The organism is Brevundimonas sp. FG8 (assembly GCF_057808845.1).
In genome coordinates this window covers 26,537-47,551 of sequence record NZ_JBMDIU010000008.1, presented here as the reverse complement: position 1 = coordinate 47,551, position 21,015 = coordinate 26,537, and the positions used below count along the sequence as shown (strand labels likewise).

The window sequence follows — 21,015 nt, the reverse complement described above, 5'->3', positions numbered from 1 at the left end:
CGCGCCGACGGTGGCGCGAACATTGGAAGCGGTCAATGTCAGCGCGGCGCGCGCTTGGCGAGAATGCGCTGCAGGGTCCGGCGGTGCATGCCGAGGCGGCGGGCCGTCTCGGAGACATTGTGGTCGCACAGCTCATAGACCCGCTGGATATGCTCCCAGCGGACCCGGTCGGCGCTCATCGGATTTTCCGGCGGCTCCGGGGCCTCGCCGGTCATCAGCAGGGCCTTCACCACGTCATCGGCGTCGGCGGGCTTCTGCATGTAGTCGACCGCGCCGGCCTTCACCGCCGCGACCGCCGTGGCGATGGCGCCGTAGCCGGTCAGCATGACGATGCGGCTGTCCTCGCGACGGTCGCGGATCATCTCAACCACCTTCAGGCCGTTGCCGTCCTCAAGGCGCATGTCCAGCACGGCGAAGGCCGGGACCGAGACGCGCAGGGCGTCGGTCGCCTCGCCGACCGATCCGGCGGTCGTCACTTCAAAGCCGCGGCTCTCCAGCGCGCGGCCCAGACGGGTGCGCAGGGCGTTGTCATCGTCCAGCAGCAGGAGGGTCTTGTCCGCCAGCGCGGCGATGCGAGCTTCGGTATCGGGCATCTTGGTCGTTTCCATCCTGTCCAAGTCGGTAACGCCGGCCCTGCGGTCAAGGTTCAGCGCGGGGGTGCGACACCAGGGCTCAGGCCGCGACTTCCAGCGCCGGACGCGGCCAGCGCACCGTCACGCGCGCGCCACGCGGCTGCCCCCTGCCCCCGTCGCCCAGCCCCACGCTCACCTTTCCGCCGGTTCGTTCCAGCAGGGTCCGGGCGATGAAGAAGCCCAGCCCCATGCCGCCCTGACTGGGCGCGATGACTTCCGGCGCGGGCGTCGCGACGACCTTTCGCGTCTTGCGGCCCGGGGCGGCGGCGGCGACAGAGGCGGCGATCTGGGCGGTCAGGGCGCGGCGCGCCTTGCCTTGCGGGCGGCTCGTCACATAGGGCTCGCCCAGACGCGGCAGGATGTCCGGCGGGAACCCGGGGCCGTCGTCCACGACCTCGATCTCGATAAAGCCCGCGTCGACCAGGGCCCGTACCCGCACCTTGCTGCCGGCGAAGTCGGCGGCGTTCTCGACCAGGGTGGACAGGCCGTGGAGGACCTCCGGCAGGCGGCGCACGCGCGGCGGCTTCTCGCCCGAGGCCGTATGGACCGAGACGCTAAACTCCAGGTCAAAGCCACGGTGCGGCTCGACCACTTCTTCCAGCAGCGCCTTCAGCCCGACCTCGGCGAAGACAATGCCGCCTTCTTCTTCCGGCTGCTGCGACAGGCGCTTCAGGATTTCCCGGCACCGCTCGGCCTGTTGCAGGATCAGGGCGGCGTCCTCCGCCGCAGGTCCGTCCTTGGCGGAGGCTCGCAGAAGCTCCTTGGCCACGACCTGAATCGTCGCCAGCGGCGTGCCCAGTTCATGCGCCGCCGCCGCCGCCAGTCCGCCCAGCGCGGCCATGCGCTGCTCGCGTTGCAGCACGTCCTGCGTCGTCGCCAGCGCCAGCTCCAGCTTCTCGGCGTCCGCCGCCACCCGCCAGGCATAGGCCGAGGTGAACACCACCCCTGTCGTCAGCGCCATGCCGATGCCGAACTTGTACAGTGGCGGCAGGTTCAGCTCGGTCCCCGCCTGCCATGGCAGCGGCAGGGAGATGAAGAACAGGCAGACCGTCGCGATCAGCACCAGCAGGCCCATCAGCACCGCCTGCCGTCCGGGCAACGAGGCCGCCGCCACCGTCACCGGCGCGACCAGCAGCAGGCAGAACGGGTTCTGCAACCCGCCGGTCAGGCCCAGCAGGACGGATATCTGCAGGATGTCGAACCCGAGGTGCGCCGCCGTAAGGGCGCCGTCCGGCGTCGAGCCGTCGCTGCGTTTCAGCCGCGCCGTGGCGTTCAGGTTCATGATCACGCTGGCGGCGATCGCGGCCAGACAGGACCACAGCGGCAGGTCGAAATGGAACCAGGCGGTGGCGACGAAGATGGTCGCGCTCTGCCCGAAGATTGTCATCCAGCGGACGATGACGAGCGTGCGCAGCGACAGACCGCGACTGCGTCGGGGCAGGTTGCGCCAATTCGCGAACCGGCCTCCGGCCTCGGCAGGGTCCGCGAACTGCGGCGTCGGATGATCTTCTGTAGAGCTCACGTCTCTTCTATAGACCCGTTCGGCCCGCGTGGGGCCATTTCGAGAGGGCCGTGATGCCGCGCCGTTCCATCCTGATCTTCGCCGGCGCCTGTATCGCCATCGCCGCCGCCCTCGCGGTCGTCACCATGGTACTGGTCGGGCGCCAGCCGTCCGCCCCGATCTCCGCCGAGGTGACCTCGACCGGCCAGCCGCAGGTCGGCGGCCCGTTCCAACTGGTCAATGAGGAGGGGCAACCGGTCGATGAGACCCTGCTGAACGGCAAATGGTCGCTGGTCTTCTTCGGCTTCACCTACTGCCCGGACTTCTGCCCCACGACCCTCTCGATGCTGGAGGCGACAAAGGCCCGGCTGGGCGATCAGGCCGATGATGTGCAGCTGATCTTCATCTCGGTCGATCCGGCCCGCGACACGCCCAAGGCCATGAAGGACTATCTGTCGACCTATCCGATGGACGTCGTCGGCCTGACCGGCACGCCCGAACAGGTCCGCGCCGCCGCCGACGCCTATCGCGTGCTGTATGAGAAGGTCGGCGAGGGCGAGAACTACACCATGAACCACTCGCTCACGATCTATCTGATGGGCCCTGACGGGAAGTTCCGCGCGCCTCTGGGTCACGACATCGGCCCGGCCCGCGCCGCCGATATCATCAAGCGCAACATGGCGCGGGGCTGACCTTCCATACGTCCAATAATGACGCAGGCGGGGTGTAGTGTGTGGTCATGGACGGCCGCTCCCCGCGCCCGGCCTCGCGAAAAGTGCACTAAAGTGCACTCGGAAAAAATTTGAATGGCGTCCCACCGACCGCAACCGCGACCGCGTTCACGATTTCAGTGATCGCTGATTATCTTTTTGCAGTGCGGTATAATCTATGATGCCTTGCCGCACTCTTTGGCGGGGGGCCGTCTCAGGACACGCATGCTGTATACGCTTCACGAGCTGGCCTACGCCTCGGCCGCTCCTTTCCGGATCGGGGCCCAGATGGCCCGGGACTTCTGGACCTCGCCGCTCAACCCGGCCGCCGACACCGCCCTCGGACGGACGGCGTTCGCCTCGGCCGAGCTGTTTGAGAGCATCACGCGCCGCTACGGCAAGCCCGCCTGGGGTCTGGATGTCATCACCATCGACAACCGGCCCGTGCGCACCACCGAGCAGGTCATCTGGTCCTCGCCCTGGTGCCGTCTGGTCCGCTTCGCCCGTCACGTCGGCGACCTGAAGCGCGCGGGCAAGCCGGCCTCCGCCTCAGCGGTGATGATCGTCGCCCCCCTGTCCGGCCACTACGCCAGCCTGCTGCGTGGCACCGTCGAAGGCTTCCTGCAGGACCACGACGTCTACGTCACCGACTGGTCCAACGCCCGTCAGGTGCCGATGCTCGAGGGCCGGTTCGACTTCTTCGACTACATCGACCACGTCCGCACCATGCTGGCCCAGATCGGCCCGCGCGCCCACGTCGTCGGCGTCTGTCAGCCCGGACCGCCCGTGCTGGCCGCATGCGCCCTGATGGCCGAGGACGAGGACCCGAACCGTCCGGCCTCCATGACCTTCATGGGCTCGCCCATCGACGCCCGCCTGTCGCCGACCGTCACCAACCAGCTGGCGGAGGAAAAGCCCTTCACCTGGTTCAGGTCGAACATGATCCACACCGTGCCCTGGCCCTATCCGGGCTTCGGTCGACGGGTCTATCCGGGCTTCGTCCAGCTCTACAGCTTCATGTCGATGAACGAGGACAAGCACATCGACGCCCACCGCCGCTACTTCGAGGACCTCGTCTCCGGTGACGGCGACGGCGCTCAGAAGCACGAGGAGTTCTACGACGAGTACCTGTCGGTGCTGGACCTGTCGGAAGAATTCTATCTCCAGACCATCGACATCGTCTTCCAGCAGCACCTGCTGCCGCGCGGCCTGCTGGAGCATCGTGGGCGCAAGGTCGATCTGTCGAAGATCACGGACATTGGCCTGATGACGGTCGAGGGCGAGAAGGACGACATCTCCGGCGTCGGCCAGACCCAGGCCGCCCACGTCCTGACCCCGAACCTGCCGAACGAGCGCCGCGTCCTGTACGTCCAGCCCGAAGTCGGCCACTACGGCGTCTTCAACGGCCGTCGTTTCCGCGACGAAATCTACCCCCGCGTCCGCGACTTCATCGCGGCCAATGAGGCTCTCTGTGCAGTACCGGAACGGCCAGCGACTGCCGCCTGAAGCGCTCGGCGTCCCGGTCCGGCTGTCGGTCAATCCGCGCGCGCGACGCCTGTCGATCCGCATTGACGGACGGGCCGGCGAGGCCGTGCTGATCGCCCCGTCCGAGCGCAAGCTGGGGGAGGTCGTCGCCTTCGCCCGGACCAGGGCCGACTGGATGCGCGAACGGCTGGCCGAACGGCCCGACAGCGCCCCGCTGGAGCCCGGCGCCGTGGTGCCCCTCTACGGTCGCCCGACCCTGCTGGTCGCGGTCGGGGGTGCGGGCGCGGCCCGGCTGATCGACGGGCCGGACGGCCCGGTCATCCAGTCCGGCGGCGAGGGCGAGGCCTTCTCCCGCCGGGTCGAAAACCTGTTCAAACGGCTGGCCCGGCAGGTGCTGGTCGAGCGCACCGAGCATCACCTGAAGACCCTCGGCCAGCGCCCGGTCACGGTGTCCATCGCCGACACCCGCTCGCGCTGGGGCTCGTGCAGCCCGCACAACCGGTCGATCCGCTACAGCTGGCGCGTCATCCTGGCCCCGCCCGCCGTGGCCGACTATCTGGCCGCCCACGAGGTCGCCCATCTGGTCCATGCCGACCACAGTCCCGCCTACTGGTCGGTCGTCCACGCCCTCGTCGGCGACCACCGCCCCTACCGCAAATGGCTGCGGGACCACGGCCCCGCCCTGCACGCGGTCGGGCGCTAGAAGAACAGCGGGTCCGACTTCTTCTCGGACTGCGGCGCGGGCTCCGGCCGGGGCTCATCGCGACGCGGCTGGGGCTGGGTCGGGCGTACCACCGGCGGGGTCTCCTGCCGGTTCGGGGCGGTCGGCCGCTGGGCCGGCTGCGGCTCGATCAGCCGCTCGTCCAGCGGGTCATCGCCGGCGTCGGCGGGCGGATTGTCGCCGAACAGGTCGCCGATCTGGCCGATCAGGCTCTCGACCGGGCTGGGCGGGGTCCAGCCTTCCGGCATGGGCGGGCCGTCCGGAATGGCCGGGGCGTTCAGGCGCGGCAGGGCCGCTTCCATGAAGCCCTTCCAGATGGCCGCCGGGGACGAGCCGCCGGTCACGCCGCGCATCGGGGTGTTGTCGTCCTTGCCGACCCAGACGGCCGTGACGAAGCCGCCGGTGTAGCCGACGAACCAGGCGTCCTTGTAGTCCGAGGTGGTGCCGGTCTTGCCCGCCACATCGCGCCCGCTGATCGCGGCCCCGCGACCCGAACCGGAGGTCATCACGCCCCGCAGCATCTGGTTCATGTAGTAGAGATAAGGGTTGCTGATCGCCTGAACCGGCCCATCGGCGCGACTGGCGCGCTGATAGATCACCCGGCCTTCCGGCGTGCGGATGCGGCTGATGCCGTAGGCTTCGACCCGGCGGCCGCCGTTGGCGAAGGCGTCATAGGCCTGCGCCATCTCGATGGGCGAGACCTCGACCGCGCCCAGCGCCATCGCGGGCTCCAGACCGATGCGGCTGGTCACGCCCAGACGACGGGCGGTGCGGGCCACGTTGTCGCGTCCGACCTGATCGGCGACCCCGGCGGCGACCGTGTTGGTCGACTGCGCCACCGCGTTCGCCAGCGTCATCTCGCCGTTGAAGGTGCCGGAGTAGTTGCGCGGCGACCAGTTGCCGATCCGGATCGGGGCATCGTTGACGCGGGTCTCGGGCGTGTAGCCGCTCTCCACCGCCGTCAGATAGACGAAGGGCTTGAACGCCGAACCCGCCTGACGCCGGGCCTCGGTGGCGCGGTTGAACTGGCTGTCGGCATAGGAGCTGCCACCGATCATGGCGCGCACCCGGCCCTCGCCGTCCAGCGCCACCAGCGCCGCCTGCTCCACGCCCTTCGAGCGATCCCGCTCAAGGATGCGGCGGACGGACCGTTCAGCCAGGGTCTGCAGGGTCAGGTCCAGCGTGGTCTCGACCACCATGTCCTCGGTCGGCTCGCCAACCAGTTCGCGGATCTGCTTGTCCAGCCAGTCGATGAAGTACTGGGCGTGCTGGGTCGCCAGGGTGCGCGAGACGCGCACCGGCTCGGTCACGGCCTGGGCGCGCTGTTCCGCCGTGATGACGCCCGCATCGACCATCTCGTTCAGCACGACGGTGGCGCGGTTGGCCGCCCGTTCGCTCTCGGATACCGGGGAGTAGCGCGACGGCGCCTTCAGCAGGCCCGCAAGCAGGGCGGCCTCGCCGACCGACAGATCCTTGGCCGACTTGTCGAAATAGCGCTGCGACGCGGCCTCGATGCCATAGGCGCCGGCGCCGAAATAGACCCGGTTCAGATAGAGGGCGAGGATCTCCTTCTTGGTGAACTTCATCTCCAGCCAGACGGCCAGCATCAGCTCCTGAACCTTGCGCTTCATGTTCTGGTCGGGAGACAGGAACAGGTTCTTGGCCAGCTGCTGGGTCAGGGTCGAACCACCCTGCACCACGCGCCCGGCCCGCATGTTCGACACCACCGCCCGGCTCATGCCGATCGGGTCAAAGCCCGGGTGGTGGTAGAAGCGGCGGTCCTCAATGGCGATGAAGGCTTCCGGCACATAGTCCGGCAGGGCGTCCAGATCGGCGGGCGGCGCCTGCTGGGTGCCGCGCACCGCGATCAGGGCGCCGTTCCGATCCAGATAGGTGATCGAGGGCTGGCGATCGACGTTGTAAAGGGTCGAGGTGTCCGGCAGGTCGCGAGCGAACACCGCGAAGAACACCACCAGGAAGATGACGCCCCAGACGCCCAGCACGGCGCCCCAGTAGAGCACGCGCTGCAACGGCGTCCGCGCCGGCTTCTCGCCGCCACCACCCCGTCCGAAGCTGAAGCCACCGGCCATCTATAACCTCACCCAACCCGTCCAACCGGCCTTAGCCGATCAGACGGTGCACGGAAATCCAGAACCTGTCTTCACAGGACCGTGAAGGCGATTTCCGCCGAAAGGATGACCTTACCGGGCCCTATTCTAAAAACGCGTTCACCTCGGCGGCGAAGGCGGCGGGCTGGTCCAGCATGATGAAGTGGGCGCTGTTGTCGATCCGCTTCAGCTGAACGCCCGGCAGGGTGGCGTAGGACATGCGGTAGATGTTGTCGGTGAACTCCGCCGTCATGCCGGGAACCTCGAAGGCGACATACAGAACCTCGACCGGCGCGGTGATGCGGGCCAGCTCCGGACGAAGGTCGGTCAGCAACAGCTCACGGTAGGCGTTCTGCGAGGTCGCTCGGTCGCTGGTTGCGGCGTCCTCGAGCGGACCGGCGCGCAGGCTTTCGGTCCTGATCATGCCGGTGACGGTGGCGGCGGCGCGGGCGCGATACTGCTCGTCGCTCATCCCCGCGCTCATGGCGGTGAACTGGTTCACGGCCGGGGTGACGCTCTCCACGGTCGGATTGACGCCCGGCGCGGCGAACATGGCCCCCATGAAGGGGATCATGTCCACGACCATCAGCTTGCCGACGCTGTCCGGGTGGCGCGCCGCCAGCATCATGCCCATCGTGCCGCCCATGGAGTGACCGATGACGGTCGGCTTGTTCAGGCCCTGCTCGGCGATATAGCGCGCCAGGTCCTCGGCCACCGGCGCCGCGACCGGGCCCGTCGCATTGTCCTCGGCCGGCGCGCCGGCGAAGCCCTGAACATGGATTCGGTGGATGCGGTAGCGATCCTTCAGCTGATCTGTCAGGCCGTCCCAGACCTCCGGCGAGGAGCTGAGGCCCGGGATCAGGATGATGTCGCCCACCGGATGCTCCGGCCCGTCCACCCGGACGTGGAAGCGACCGGATTCGAAGTCTGCATGGCGGTGGCCGTGCTGGTCGCCGTGGGCGGCATGCGCGCCGTGTTCCTGGGCGAGCGCGGGCGTGGCGAGACCCATCAGAAGGCAGGCGGCGATGGCGGTCATGGTCTTCATGGCGTTTCCCCCTTGGGCGGGCCGATCACCCGCCATTGTCGGTTAGTCGGCACAGGGGGCGTGATTGGATGCGCGCGGTCAAGACTTCCCGTTCCGGCGGCGCTAAAGAGAAACCATGACCCTCGCCGATCCCGCTCCGGTTTCTCCAAGAACACCCGAGGCCAAGGCCCCGCCGACCGCCTTCGGCAAAGGCTTCGTGCTGGACACCTGGTATTTCGTCGCCCTGTCGCGCGACGTGAAGCCGGAATCGCTGAAGCGCCATGAACTGTTGGGCGAACCCGTTCTGATCGGCCGGACGAAGGCGGGCAAGATCTTCGCCATGCGCGACATCTGCCCACACCGCGCCGCGCCCCTGTCGGCGGGGCGGGTCGTGACCAAGCCTGGCGAGGGCGAAACGGTCGAGTGCCCCTATCACGGCTGGCGCTTCCGGCCCGATGGCGTCTGCGCCAGCATCCCGTCACTGGTCGAGGATCAGGCGTTCGAGGCTGACCGGATCAAGGTGCGCGCCTATCCCGTCCGCGAGAGCCAGGGGATGGTCTTCGTCTGGGTCAGCGCCGACGCCCGCCTCGGCGGTGAGCCGGATCACGAGCCGCCGGTCTTCCCGGGCGCGACCGGCGAGGCCAAGCTGGTCGAGTGGATGGACTTCGACAGCCACATCGACCACGCCGTCGTCGGCCTGATGGACCCCGCCCACGGCCCCTTCGTCCATCAGCAATGGTGGTGGCGCTCCGAGCATTCGATGCACGAGAAGGCCAAGGCCTTCGAACCGCGCGAGCTGGGCTTCTCGATGGTGCGTCACGCCCCGTCATCGAACAGCCGCGCCTACAGGATTCTGGGCGGGGCCCCGGCGACCGAGATCACCTTCCGTCTGCCCGGCTATCGCTGGGAGCATATCCAGGTCGGCCCGAAACAGGTGCTGGCCCTGACCTGCCTGACCCCGGTCACCGAGACAAAGACCCGAATCACCCAGATATTCTGGTCCGACCACTGGATTTTCGACCTGATCCGCCCCTTCCTGCGCATGGGCGTGGTCGCCTTCCTGAAGCAGGACGGCGGCATGGTGAACCTGCAGAACGAGGGCCTGCGCTACGACCCGGTGCTGATCTGGATCGACGACGCCGACAAGCAGGCCAAATGGTACCAGCAGCTGAAGCGCGAATGGGCGAGAAGCCGCGCCGAGGGTCGTTCCTTCGAGAACCCGGTCAAGGCGACGACGCTACGCTGGAAAAGCTGAAGCGCTTCCAAAGAGCGCCATCCCTCACGACGCGGCCGTTCGCGGCTTGAGCGAAATGACAAAGGCCGCAGCGGATGCTGCGGCCTTCAATCAATCAGATGTGCGCGAAGCACCAGGCCGCGTCGGGTCGGCAGGTCCCGAAGGGCCGATGGTCCGCGGCCCTTGCTATTGTCGCGAGATCACGCCGGCGAGGATCAGGTCGATCTGCTTGCCGATTTGGGCCGTCAGTTGCTCGATGCCCCAGTTGTCGTAGGCGGCGAAGCGGTAGTTGCCGACGTAGGCGACATAGACCAGCTCGCTGAGCAGGCGCACGTCGGTGTCTTGCCCCAGTTCGCCCTCACGAACACCGGTCTGGATCACTTCGGCGATGATGCCGGTGACCGGACGCAGGGCGGCGCGGCTGCGCATCTCGGCGGCGACCGGCTGGAACCACGAGCGGGCGACCACGGCCTGAACCAGCGGCAGATGCTCCAGCTGGGCGTGATAGGCGGCGGTCAGGGCGGCCAGCAGACGGCTGCGCAGATCGCTCTCGGCGGCCACGGCGGCCTTCAGCGAGTCGGCCAGACGGCCCATGTCCTCGGCCAGAACGGCTTCGAACAGCTCGGCCTTGTCCTGGAAGTTGGCGAACACGGCGCCGGTCGACATACCGGCGCCCTTGGCGATGTCCCGGATGGTGGCGGGCTCATAGCCGCGCTCGGCGAAGAGCGCGCGGGCGGCGTCCAGAACCTTCTGGCGGGTGCGGACCTTGGCGGCCTGGCGGCGGTTGAGGCGGGGGGCTTCAGCCTCGCTATCGGAGGCGGTCTGGACGGAGCTCAGGGCGATATCTCGCATGAAAAACGGTTACTCGACTAAGCAGCGGGGGAGGACCGCCGGCACGAAAAAACGCCTCAAGGGCGGGATTCAGACGCGGGGAAGCGCGCCCTCCGCCAGACCATTGTCCGGCGAAGGTGCGCACTCATCACGCAACGATGACCAAATTTGGGTGCACAGGTTAACAGCCAGACTCGTTGCTCGGTTAACGGTTCAGCTTTGCTGCTCCGTCGCGCCCTGACGACGATTTGTTGACCTGAGCGCCCTCGGGAGGCGCTCCCCTTTACTTTCGGGCATGGCGTCCTGGAACAGTTTCCTGAACCTGTCCCGGCGCTCGTGAATGGACGCCAGGACCAGCCCCATGGGCACACCCAGGTCGACCAAGGTGTTCTCCGCCAACTGCAGGCTGGCCTCGGTGGTTTCCGGAACCGCGTCGGTGACGCCCAGTCGATACAATCTTTCCGCGTGCTTCGAATCCCGGGCGCGGGCGATCAGGATCAGGTCCGGGCGCAGCGACCTCGCCGCCGACACGACCTCATCAACTTTTGCGGGAGAATCCATTGTAACCACCATGGCGCGGGCCTTTGCGATCCCGCACCGCTGAAGCATGTCGACGTTGCCCGCATCGCCGTAGAAGACATTTGATCCCTCGGAGCGCCCCTTCGAAACGGTCGAGGCGTTGGCGTCCACGGCCACGAATTTCTGTCCGTGTTCGGCCAGTAATTCTCCGACCAGCCGACCAACCCGTCCGAAGCCGACGACCAGAACCTGCCCCTCGACCGAAGGGATATGCATCGCCTCGGGCGCAAGATCGGGTTGAGTTGGCGCCACTTTGTTCGCAAGACGATCCGCAAACATCGCCATCAGAGGGACAGTAAATATACTTATCGTCGCGGCCAGCATCACCGTCCCGGTGAACCCCGGCGAGGCGATGCCTTCGACCAGACCGGCCCCCAGAATGACGAAGGCGAACTCCCCCGCAGGGCCCAGCACCAATGCGGTCTCGATCGCGGTACGATTTTTCACGCCCCACAGCCGCGCCGTCCCGTAGATCAGACCGGCCTTGAACAGGGTCAGCAGAATCGCCAGCCCGAAGACCGCCACCGGATCGGCCGCGACCGCGTCCAGATCCAGCCCGATGCCGACTCCCACGAAGAAGACGCCGAGCAACAGCCCCTTGAACGGCTCGATGGACACCTCGATCGCCCGCCGGAACTCGGTCTCGGCCAGCAGAAGGCCCGCGACCAGCGCGCCGAGACTCATCGACAGCCCGGCCGCCTGCGCGCCCAGGCCCGCGCCGACGACGACCAGCAGACAGGCCGCGACGAACATTTCCTGCCCGCGCCCGCCTGTCTGGGTCTTCGCCACCGACCGGAACAGCGGCCGCAGCACCAGCCGCCCCAGCACCACGAGAAGCCCCAGACCGATGGCGGCAGGCACGAGGGTGAACAGGGCCGGCCGCAGCACCGCCGGATCGAACTCTCCCCCATTGGTCGCCCCGCTCTGCGCCAGCGCCGCCAGAACCGTAACGGTGATCAGGATCGGCGCGACAGCCAGATCCTGCGCCAGCAGGACCGAGAAGGTCGTCCGGCCCGATGCGCCGCTCAGTCGCCCCCGCTCGGCCAGCACCGGCATGACCACGGCGGTCGAGGACAGGGCCAGCCCCATGCCCAGCACCGCCGAGGACACCAGCGGCTGCCCCATCAGCATGAAGACCGCCGCCAGCCCGACCGTGCAGACCGCGACCTGGCTGAGCCCCAGACCGAACACCATGCGGCGCATCGCCTTCAGCCGCTCCCACGACAGCTCCAGACCGATCATGAACAGCAGGAAGGCGACGCCCAGTTCCGAAAGGGCGCGCAACTGGTTGGCGTCCGAAATCGTCAGCCAGCCCAGCCATGGAACCGCATCCGCGAAACGCGCCAGACCGTCCGGCCCGAGCAGAACCCCGGCCGCCAGAAAGCCCAGAACGGGGCTGATCCTGAACCGGTTGAAGAGCGGAACCACCACCCCGGCCGCCGCCAGGAAGACCAGAAGGTCCTTGTACTCGCCGCCACCGCCGTGATGAGTCATTCGCCCTCCGTACGGTTCAGCCTACAGGCTGAAACGCCGCCATGTCCGGGTTTCCGTCGATTCATGACAAATAATTCAGGCGACAGCTTCTGAGGCGGGCGTAGGGTCCGCGCCGCCCCTTTAAGGTTGGTGAAAAGAAGTCCGGAAACCCACGCATGAAGAAGCTGCTTATCGGCGCCGCCCTCGGGGCGCTGCTCCTGCCCGCCGCCGCCCAGGCCCAGTCCTGGACCGACACTGACGACCACGCCTGTATCGATGAGGCCTGCACCGTCTTCGAACTCTTCCAGGCGCCGACCCAGGGCGCCGCTGTTCAGGGCTATCAAGGCACCGTGGCCCCGCGCTACGGAACCTGGGGCTTCGACCTCAACGGTCGCGACACCTCGGTGAACCCGGGCGACAGCTTCTTCCGCTACGCCAACGGCGCCGCCTATGACCGACTGCAGATTCCGTCGGACCGCACCTCCTACGGCTCCTTCAACCTGCTGCGCGAACTGTCCGACAACCGCGTCAAGGAAATGATCGACGAACTGGTCGCCCGCTCGGACCTGACGCCGGGTTCGGACGAGCAGAAGATCGCCGACGCCTACCGCTCCTACATGGACGTGGCCCGCATCGAGGCGCTGGACGCGCAACCGCTGCAGCCCTATCTCGCCGCCATCCAGGCGGCGGACACCCACGACAAGATGGCCGTCCTGATGGGGTCCAGCCAGGGCCGCATCGGCGCTTCCATCTTCGGCACCGGAATCACCATCGACCAGAAGGCGCCGACCCGCTACGTCGTCTCGACCGGCCAGTCGGGCATCGGCCTTCCGAATCGCGACTACTATCTGGAAACGCGCTGGGCCGAGAAGAAGGTGCTGTATCAGGCCTATGTGGCGCGCATGCTGGGCATGATCGGCTGGGCCAACCCTGAACAGGCCGCGGCCGACATCGTCGCCTTCGAGACCAAAATCGCCGAGGCGCACTGGACCCCGATCCAGAACCGCAACCGCGACGAGACCTACAATGAGTACACCATCAGCCAGCTGGCGTCCGAGGCGCCCGGCTTCCCGTGGCAGGCCTACTACAACGCTGTCGGGGTGGGCGAAGTCCCGCGCCTGATCGTCCGGCAGGACACCGCGATGCCGAAGATCGCGGCCATCTATGCCGAGACGCCGATGTCGGTGATTCAAGCCTGGCAGGCCTTCCACACCGTTGACGACGCGGCTCCCCGCCTGTCGCAACGCTTCTCGGACGCCCAGTGGGAGTTCCGCTCGCGTGACCTGAACGGCCAGCCGGCCCAGCGTCCGCGCGACAAGCGCGGCATCAGCTTCGCCGAGGGCATGCTGGGCGAGGCCGTCGGCCGCCAGTACGTCGCCGAGTACTTCCCCGCCGAGTCCAAGGCCAAGATGGAAGAACTGGTCTCCAACCTGCGTCTGGCCCTGTCCCATCGCATCGACAACCTGACCTGGATGGGCCCGGAAACCCGCGCCGCCGCGCAGGAGAAGCTGGCCAAGTTCACCGTCAAGATCGGCTATCCGAACAAGTGGCGTGATTACTCGGCGCTGGAAATCCGCCCGGACGACCTGTTCGGCAACGGCGAGCGCGCGGGCCTGTTCCAATGGCAGTACCAGCTGAACCGCCTGAACCAGCCGGTGGACAAGGACGAGTGGGGCATGACCCCGCAGACCGTCAACGCCTACTACAACTCCGCCAATAACGAGATCGTCTTCCCGGCCGCCATCCTGCAGGCGCCGTTCTTCGATCCGGACGCGGACCCGGCCGTCAACTACGGCGGCATCGGCGGCGTGATCGGTCACGAGATCGGCCACGGCTTCGACGACCAGGGCTCCAAGTCCGACGGCGACGGCGTGCTCCGGAACTGGTGGACCCCCGCGGATAAGGCGAATTTCGACGCCCTGACCACCCGCCTGGGCGCCCAGTACGACCAGTTCGAGCCGATCCCGGGATTCCATGTCCAGGGCGGCCTGACCATGGGCGAGAACATCGGCGACGCCGCCGGCGTGGCCGTGGGTCTGGAAGCCTACCACCTGTCGCTGGGCGGTCGCCCGGCGCCGGTGCTGGACGGCACGACAGGCGACCAACGCTTCTTCTACGGCTGGGCCCAGGTCTGGCAGTCGAAGTACCGCGACGACGCCCTTCGCAACCAGATCGCCACCGATCCGCACAGCCCGGCCGAGTTCCGGGTTATCGGCCCGGTCCGTAACGTCGACGCCTGGTACGACGCCTTCGGCGTTCAGCCGGGCACGAAATACTACCTGGCTCCGGAAGACCGCGTCCGCATCTGGTAAGCGGATCGCGCTGAAAAGACAGAAAGGCCGGAGCGCACGCTCCGGCCTTTTTTGTTTGGCTGCGGTCAGAAGGCTCCGCCTTCCCGATCCGACGCGGCCTGGCGCTTGGTGCAGGCTGACCGTGAGGCAGCGGTGACGGAGCGCGCTCGAGCAGCGAGCGACCGCGTCGCAAGCGCTAGCGCCACCGAGTATGAGACAATAAAAAAGCCCGCCGCGGGGGATACATCGCGGCGGGCTTTCTTTCGCTCTTGTCGAGCGGACGTTTCCTCCCCGAAACGCCTCCGGGCTGCAGCTGCGTCGAAACGCTGCGCTTCCCGAGTGCGTCAGAAAGACGACAATTCCCGTCCCAAGTCAATCAAGACCCTGACGCCGTCAGGGATTTTTCCTTTGTTATCAGCGATAACTCACGCAGCTGTGCGTCAGTGACCGACGATACGCCGGACCGTGGCCACAAGTTCACCGCGAGGAACGACCCGCTGGCCCGGCCGCTCGGCCTTCCAGGCCTCGTTGTCGGCCACTCCGGCCGCGGCGGCGCGACCCGCGTCGAGATCCTTGACCGTAACGGTTCCGGCCGCGATCTCGTCCCCGCCGAGGATGATGGCGGCGGGCGCGCCCCGCCTATCCGCGTACTTCATCTGGGCCTTCAGCCCCGCCTTGCCGAGATAGAGCTCAGCGGCGATCCCGGCATTGCGCAGCTCGGACACCGCGTCGAGGTAGTGCTGCATGTCGGCCTCGGAGAAGACGATCACGACCACCGGGCCGCGCATGGCATCCTCGTCGCCGCGCCCCGCCGCGCGCAGGGCCGAGGCCAGGCGCGAGACGCCGAACGAGAAGCCCGTCGACGGCAGACGCTCGCCGGTGAAGCGGGCCACCAGGTCGTCATAGCGACCGCCGCCGCCGATGGAACCGAAGCGCACGGCGCGGCCCCTCTCGTCGGTCGTTTCCAGCAGCAATTCGGCCTCGAACACGGCGCCGGTGTAGTACTCCAGCCCCCGCACGATGGTCGGGTCGAAGCGGACGGCGTCCTGCCCGACCTTCATGGCGTTCAGGGCGCTGTCGACGGCCGCCAGTTCCTCCAACGCCCCCTCGCCGACGGCGCCCAGCCCGCCCGCCCGCGCCACGGCCTCCAGCGTCTCCGCCCGGCCCAGGGCGGCGTCACCCGCCGAGGCGAGGAAGGCTTCGATGGTCGAGGCCACCGCCAACGGCAGCTGCGCCCCCTTGGTGTAGTCGCCGGATTCATCCAGACGCCCCTCGCCCAGCAGGGCGGCGACGCCTTCCCAACCCAGACGGTCGAACTTGTCGATGGCTCGCAGGGCGGTAAGCTTCTGGACCGGATCGGTCACGCCGCCGGCCTCGAACAGGCCGTCGAACAGCTTGCGGTTCGAGACACGGATGACCGCCTGGCCCGGCGCCAGACCGGCGGCCCGCAGGCCCTCGCAGGCCATGGCGATGATCTCGGCGTCGGCCTCCGGGCGATCCGACCCCACGGTGTCGGCGTCACACTGGACGAACTCGCGGAAGCGGCCCGGCCCTGGCTTCTCGTTGCGCCAGACGGGCCCGAAGGCATAGCGGCGGAACGGCTTGGGAAGGGTCTCCCAGTTCTGCGCCGCGAAGCGGGCCAGCGGCGCCGTCAGGTCATAGCGCAGGGCCATCCACTGATCATCGTCGTCCTGAAGCGCCAGCACGCCCTCGTTCGGACGGTCCGTATCGGGCAGGAATTTGCCGAGGGCGTCGACATATTCAAAGGCTGGCGTCTCCAGCGGCTCGAAACCCCAGCGCTCATAGACTTCCGACACCCGATGCACGAGTCGGCGCTCGGCGACGAGATCGCGACCGCGGCGGTCGGCGAACCCACGGGGATTGCGGGCTTCGGGGCGGATGGGAGCGTTGTCGGTCATGCCGCGCGCTTAAGCCAAAGGCCGCGCGCGAGCAACGATCAGGCGGCCTCGCGCTTCAAAAGAGGCACCGCCCGGCCATAGGTCAGGCAGCGCCACAGCCACTCCAGCGGCCCCATGGTGAACACCGACAACCACAGGGGCGACCAGATCAGTTGGGCGATCCAGACGCCGCCAACCACCAGCCACAGCTGCGCGGGCGGCACGGTTCCGAACCAGTGCAGCCCCCAAGGCATGTAGAACAGGGTCGCCATGATCAGGGTCTGGGTCAGGTAGTTGGTGAAGGCCATCCGCCCCACCGGCGCCAAAACGCCGGTGACGACCTTCAGCCCGAACCGGGTCATCAGGATCAGCAGGCTGACATAGGCTAGGGTGATCAGCGGCGCGAAGCTGCCCAGCACCCCGGCCAGCCCCTTCGTCGGGTCCGGGGTCCCGTGCGGGGCGGCGTAGAACTGCCAGTCGTACCAGCCGAAGGCCGCCAGATTGGCGCCTCCGATCAGCAACAGCAGGACATAGACCCATGTCGGCGAGCGCCCGGTCAGGAAACCCGACTTGAACAGGCCGAGCCCAAGCATCATCAGCCCCGCCGTGATCGGAACGAGCGTCAGGCTCATCAACTGCAGGAAGACCGCCGCCCTCAGGTTCTCGATCTGCGCGCCCGGCCAGCCCGCCTGATAGGCCTGGATGATCGCCGTCAGCTGCTCTGGCGTCGTGGCGAAGGGATTGCCGCCCTGCGCGGCCTGCGCATCGCCCGCCATCAGGCCCGCCAGCAAGGCGGAGCCGACCGAAAGCACGGCGAAGACGGCGTTCAGCGCCGCCCCCGTCCAGAGCAGCCGCCTGGCCGACCAGGACCGGGCCATCATCACCAGCATGCCGCTGTAGGCGTAGTGCAGCAGGATGTCGCCGAACCACAGGGCGAACCCGTGGATCAGGCCGAACAGCCCCAGCCAGAGCAAGCGCCGCCACAACAGGCGGCCCCGCGCCTCATCGAACCGCTCGCCGCCGATCAGGAAGATCGACACCCCGAACAGCATCGAGAACAGCGAGCGAAACTTGTCCTGGAAGAAGACATCCTTTGCCCACTCCGCCGCTATGTTCGCGGTGTCGTGCGCCCACATCGGCGGCAGGGTCGGGTCCATCTCCAGCGCCATCGGCCAGGCGAAAGCCATGGCGTTGACACCCAGAATGCCCAGGATCGCCAGACCCCGCAGCATGTCCAGGGTGAAGATGCGGTCCTTGACCGCGATCGGCGCGAGCCGCGCGCTGGAACCGACGTCTGTGGCGGTCATGACTTGCTCCCGCGAGTAGGGCCGGGAAAGTCGCCGCGCGACCGGACGCCGTCAAACCAATTCGCCGTAAGGTTTCAGGCGGCCCCGTCGCGATACAGGTCGCGGCCCATGACGCCGAGGCGATCCCGCACCTCCGGCTGGGGCGAGAAGGCGATGAAGGCCACACACAGGCCCGCCCACAGGGCGTAGGCCACGCCGATCACCGCCGCGAAGGGCATGCCCGCCACGCCGTATATCAGCAGGGTCGTCTCGCTGCTGCCCACGCCCTCGCCCACGTTGGCGGCGTTGATCCACTGCAGAACCAGCTGCCAGACCGCGAACAGGGCGGCCAGGATGACCGCCATCAGGCCGCCGTAGAACATGAAGCGCCAGACGACGCCCAGCCGGGTCGCCGGTCGTCCCGACCGCCTGCGCTCTCGCGCCAGCAACCAGAGGATCGCCGGCACCCCGATCAGGCCAAGGATGAACAACTGCAGCCGCCAGTCCATCTCGAGACCCGGCATCCAGTTATGCGGTCTCCAGATCGCCAGCGTGATCCACAGCGGGGGCCAGAAGACCGCCGCGACGACCGCCAGCACCGTCCGCTGCGGCTCCTTGCGCCAGGCCACGCGTTGCTGGCCCGGGAAGGTCTCGGGCTTTTCGAAGCGGGAGATCATCGGGTCGGAACCGGCGTTTCGCCGGAATAGTCATAAAAGCCCCGGCCCGACTTGCGGCCCAGCCAGCCGGCCTCGACGTACTTCACCAGCAGCGGACAGGGGCGATATTTGCTGTCCGCCAACCCGTCGTAGAGCACGTTCATGATCGCCAGAACGACATCCAGCCCCATGAAGTCGGCCAGTTCCAGCGGCCCCATCGGATGGTTGGCGCCGAGCTTCAGCGCCTTGTCGATCGACGAGACGTTCCCGACGCCCTCGTACAGGGTGTAGATCGCCTCGTTGACCATCGGGACCAGAATCCGGTTCACGATGAAGGCGGGGAAGTCCTCGGCATTGGTGGTGGTCTTGCCCAGCGATTCCGCGAAGGCGACCGCGGTCTCATAGGTCTCCGCCGAGGTGGCGATGCCCCGGATGATCTCCACCAGCTTCATTACCGGCGCCGGCTTCATGAAGTGAAGGCCGATGAACCGCTCGGGGCGATCCGTGGTCGAGGCCAGACGGGTGATCGAGATCGACGAGGTGTTGGACGCCAGCAGGGTGTCCGCGCCCAGATGCGGCACGAGGTCCAGCAGGATCGCCTTCTTGACGACCTCGTCCTCGACGGCGGCTTCAATCACCAGATCAGCCTTGGCGGCCTCGGCCAGAGAAGAGGTGGCGGTGATGCGCGACAGCGCGGCGTCGGCGTCGGCCTGGGTCGTCAGTCCGCGACCGATCTGGCGCGACAGGCTGGCCGCGATCGCGCCCAGCGCCTGCGGCACGCGGTCGCCGGCCGCATCGTAAAGCTTCACGTCATAGCCGCCCGCGGCCACCGTCTGGGCGATACCCGCGCCCATCTGGCCCGCGCCGATGATGGCGACTGTCTTGATCGTGGTCATGTAGTCCGGTCGTCTGTCAGGCCAGCGGCCCCGTGGGCGGGCACCTTAGGACGGTCGCCGAACGGTGCAAGCGCGGAACGTCGAGTCAGCCGCGAAGACTGACAGGCGTGACCTCCGCGCCGCGCCGGTCAGTAAGGAACCAGGCTCAACAGCGCGGCCTTGGAGGCGGGCAGCAGATAGGTCTGGACGCCGGTGATCAGGATCCAGGCGATGATCGGCGTGATGTCGATGCCGCCCAGCGACGGGATGATCCGCCGCAGCGGAGCCAGCACGGGGCCGACGATCCGGTCCAGCGCCATCGCCAGCGAGGACACGAAGCGGTTCCGGTGGTTGATCACGTCGAACGCGAACAGCCAGCTCAGGACGGCGTTGACGATCAGCGCCAGCACGAACAGGCGCAGCAGCGTCTCGATGATGAAGAACAGAAACTCGATGATCGCCGCCATGCCGCGGAACGCTCCAGCCGTCAGTTGATCCGCGCTTCTAGCGGGACCGGCGCTCTATCGCCAACATTTCCGTCGCCCGGCGGCCCTACGCGCATGCGACCGGTTGACACCACCGGCCCGCCGCTCGTATGTCGCCCGCTCGCCTGCACCCGACGATCCCGTGGGGTTTGGGGGGCCGTAGCTCAGTTGGTAGAGCGCGTCGTTCGCAATGACGAGGTCAGGGGTTCGACTCCCCTCGGCTCCACCATCCCGTCTCGCGGGGTGGAAGACAGGACAGGACCGATGGTCCCGATCACCAGATGACCCAGCCTGTACGCATCGCCGCCCTCTACCGGTTCGCGCGCATCGACGACCGCGAGGCCGTACAGGCGCGGCTGCGCGACCTGTGCGCACCGGACGTGCGCGGCATCCTGCTGGTGGCTCACGAGGGGCTGAACGGCACCATCGCGGGTCCGCCCGAAGCCGTTGAGCGCGTGCTGGACGGCATCCGCGCCCTGCCCGGCTTCGACACGCTGGAGATCAAATTCGCCACCGCCGACGCCATGCCCTTCTATCGTATGAAGGTCCGCATCAAGGCCGAGATCGTGACCATGGGCGAGCCGGGCCTCGACCCTGCGGCCAATGCGGGAACCTATGTCACGCCTGCCCGATGGAACGCCCTGATCGCGGACCCGGACACTATCGTGATCGACACCCGCAATGACTACGAAGGCGCCGTGGGCGCGTTCGTAGGCGCGATCCAGCCCAATACCCGCACCTTCCGTGACTTTCCCGACTGGTTCCGGACCGAGGGCCGCGCCCTGTTTGAGCGCCCCAACCCGCCGAAGGTCGCCATGTACTGCACCGGCGGCATCCGCTGCGAGAAGTCGACCGCCTTCCTCAAGTCAGAAGGAATCGAGGACGTCTTCCATCTGGAAGGCGGCATCCTGAAGTATCTCGAGACCGTGCCGGAGCCGGAAAGCCTGTGGCGGGGCGAGTGCTTCGTCTTCGACGAACGGGTCGCCGTCGGTCACGGCCTGACGGAGGGAACCCACACCCTTTGCCGGGGCTGTCGGATGCCGGTCAGTGCGGAGGGGCGAACGTCACCCCACTATGTCGAGGGCGTCAGCTGCGATCGCTGCCACGACACCCGCTCGGAGGCGCAGAAGGCCGGCGCGCGTGAACGGGCGCGTCAGATGGAGATCGCCGAAAGCCGGGGGCTGGACCACGTCGGCGCGGCGCCGCCCCGACAGACCTGAAACCCG

Annotated in this window: 17 protein-coding genes and 1 tRNA gene; 7 read left to right on the top strand and 11 right to left on the bottom strand. The window is 67.6% G+C overall.

Annotated elements, in window-relative coordinates; genetic code table 11:
• Positions 1–38 precede the first annotated feature (38 nt).
• Together ACODRV_RS13315 and ACODRV_RS13310 are read right to left on the bottom strand one after the other, a co-directional pair.
• The gene (locus ACODRV_RS13315) at positions 39–593 is read right to left on the bottom strand and encodes an ActR/PrrA/RegA family redox response regulator transcription factor (RefSeq protein ID WP_141625570.1); all 555 of its coding nucleotides are present in this window, start codon (positions 591–593) and stop codon (positions 39–41) included.
• A 79-nt stretch (positions 594–672) separates the two neighbouring features.
• Positions 673–2,154 carry an ActS/PrrB/RegB family redox-sensitive histidine kinase gene (locus ACODRV_RS13310; protein ID WP_141625569.1) on the bottom strand — a complete coding sequence of 494 codons (1,482 nt, stop codon included), beginning with the start codon at positions 2,152–2,154 and terminating at the stop codon, positions 673–675.
• Between the two features lie 53 nt (positions 2,155–2,207).
• Here ACODRV_RS13310 and ACODRV_RS13305 point away from each other — a divergent pair, with 53 nt between their 5' ends.
• From ACODRV_RS13305 to ACODRV_RS13295, 3 genes are all read left to right on the top strand, one after another.
• The gene (locus tag ACODRV_RS13305; protein WP_141625568.1) at positions 2,208–2,825 is read left to right on the top strand and encodes an SCO family protein; all 618 of its coding nucleotides are present in this window, start codon (positions 2,208–2,210) and stop codon (positions 2,823–2,825) included.
• A gap of 243 nt (positions 2,826–3,068) precedes the next feature.
• Entirely contained in the window at positions 3,069–4,349 is a 1,281-nt protein-coding gene (locus ACODRV_RS13300; RefSeq protein ID WP_488908635.1) for a polyhydroxyalkanoate depolymerase, read from the top strand.
• The gene (locus tag ACODRV_RS13295; protein WP_488908634.1) at positions 4,315–5,031 is read left to right on the top strand and encodes a M48 family metallopeptidase; all 717 of its coding nucleotides are present in this window, start codon (positions 4,315–4,317) and stop codon (positions 5,029–5,031) included. The genes ACODRV_RS13300 and ACODRV_RS13295 overlap by 35 nt, the downstream gene beginning before the upstream one ends.
• On the opposite strand, the gene ACODRV_RS13290 is transcribed toward ACODRV_RS13295, so the two are convergent.
• Together ACODRV_RS13290 and ACODRV_RS13285 are read right to left on the bottom strand one after the other, a co-directional pair.
• The gene (locus ACODRV_RS13290; RefSeq protein ID WP_488908633.1) at positions 5,028–7,139 is read right to left on the bottom strand and encodes a transglycosylase domain-containing protein; all 2,112 of its coding nucleotides are present in this window, start codon (positions 7,137–7,139) and stop codon (positions 5,028–5,030) included. The two genes, ACODRV_RS13295 and ACODRV_RS13290, sit on opposite strands and share 4 nt — an antisense overlap.
• A 121-nt stretch (positions 7,140–7,260) precedes the next feature.
• Positions 7,261–8,202: an alpha/beta fold hydrolase gene (locus ACODRV_RS13285; RefSeq protein ID WP_488908632.1), complete on the bottom strand. Its 942-nt coding sequence runs from the start codon at positions 8,200–8,202 to the stop codon at positions 7,261–7,263.
• Positions 8,203–8,317: 115 nt separating this feature from the next.
• Here ACODRV_RS13285 and ACODRV_RS13280 point away from each other — a divergent pair, with 115 nt between their 5' ends.
• Entirely contained in the window at positions 8,318–9,436 is a 1,119-nt protein-coding gene (locus ACODRV_RS13280; RefSeq protein WP_488908631.1) for a Rieske 2Fe-2S domain-containing protein, read from the top strand.
• Positions 9,437–9,601: 165 nt separating this feature from the next.
• Here ACODRV_RS13280 and ACODRV_RS13275 read toward each other — a convergent pair whose 3' ends face one another.
• Both ACODRV_RS13275 and ACODRV_RS13270 read right to left on the bottom strand, forming a co-directional pair.
• Complete coding sequence (locus ACODRV_RS13275; protein ID WP_141625563.1) at positions 9,602–10,267, bottom strand: TetR/AcrR family transcriptional regulator; 666 nt, start codon at positions 10,265–10,267, stop codon at positions 9,602–9,604.
• A 192-nt stretch (positions 10,268–10,459) separates the two neighbouring features.
• Positions 10,460–12,319: a cation:proton antiporter domain-containing protein gene (locus ACODRV_RS13270; RefSeq protein WP_488908630.1), complete on the bottom strand. Its 1,860-nt coding sequence runs from the start codon at positions 12,317–12,319 to the stop codon at positions 10,460–10,462.
• 155 nt (positions 12,320–12,474) lie between these two features.
• Here ACODRV_RS13270 and ACODRV_RS13265 point away from each other — a divergent pair, with 155 nt between their 5' ends.
• Positions 12,475–14,610, top strand: coding sequence for a M13 family metallopeptidase (locus ACODRV_RS13265; protein WP_488908629.1), 2,136 nt, complete (start codon positions 12,475–12,477; stop codon positions 14,608–14,610).
• A gap of 419 nt (positions 14,611–15,029) precedes the next feature.
• Here ACODRV_RS13265 and hisS read toward each other — a convergent pair whose 3' ends face one another.
• The 5 genes from hisS to ACODRV_RS13240 all read right to left on the bottom strand — a co-directional run bounded on the left by hisS (position 15,030) and on the right by ACODRV_RS13240 (position 19,771).
• Entirely contained in the window at positions 15,030–16,508 is a 1,479-nt protein-coding gene (gene hisS / locus ACODRV_RS13260; RefSeq protein ID WP_141625560.1) for a histidine--tRNA ligase, read from the bottom strand.
• Between the two features lie 38 nt (positions 16,509–16,546).
• A complete protein-coding gene (locus tag ACODRV_RS13255) occupies positions 16,547–17,794 on the bottom strand; it encodes a DUF418 domain-containing protein (RefSeq protein WP_488908628.1) in 1,248 nt (415 codons plus the stop codon).
• A 74-nt stretch (positions 17,795–17,868) separates the two neighbouring features.
• The gene (locus tag ACODRV_RS13250; protein WP_488908627.1) at positions 17,869–18,450 is read right to left on the bottom strand and encodes a phthalate transporter; all 582 of its coding nucleotides are present in this window, start codon (positions 18,448–18,450) and stop codon (positions 17,869–17,871) included.
• Positions 18,447–19,325, bottom strand: coding sequence for a 3-hydroxybutyryl-CoA dehydrogenase (locus tag ACODRV_RS13245; protein WP_141625557.1), 879 nt, complete (start codon positions 19,323–19,325; stop codon positions 18,447–18,449). The genes ACODRV_RS13250 and ACODRV_RS13245 overlap by 4 nt, the downstream gene beginning before the upstream one ends.
• A gap of 128 nt (positions 19,326–19,453) precedes the next feature.
• Complete coding sequence (locus ACODRV_RS13240; RefSeq protein ID WP_141625556.1) at positions 19,454–19,771, bottom strand: YggT family protein; 318 nt, start codon at positions 19,769–19,771, stop codon at positions 19,454–19,456.
• Positions 19,772–19,942: 171 nt separating this feature from the next.
• Between ACODRV_RS13240 and ACODRV_RS13235 the strand changes: the two genes are divergently transcribed.
• Both ACODRV_RS13235 and trhO read left to right on the top strand, forming a co-directional pair.
• Positions 19,943–20,018, top strand: a tRNA-Ala gene (locus ACODRV_RS13235).
• Between the two features lie 52 nt (positions 20,019–20,070).
• A complete protein-coding gene (trhO, locus tag ACODRV_RS13230) occupies positions 20,071–21,009 on the top strand; it encodes an oxygen-dependent tRNA uridine(34) hydroxylase TrhO (RefSeq protein ID WP_488908626.1) in 939 nt (312 codons plus the stop codon).
• The last annotated feature ends 6 nt before the right edge of the window (positions 21,010–21,015 follow it).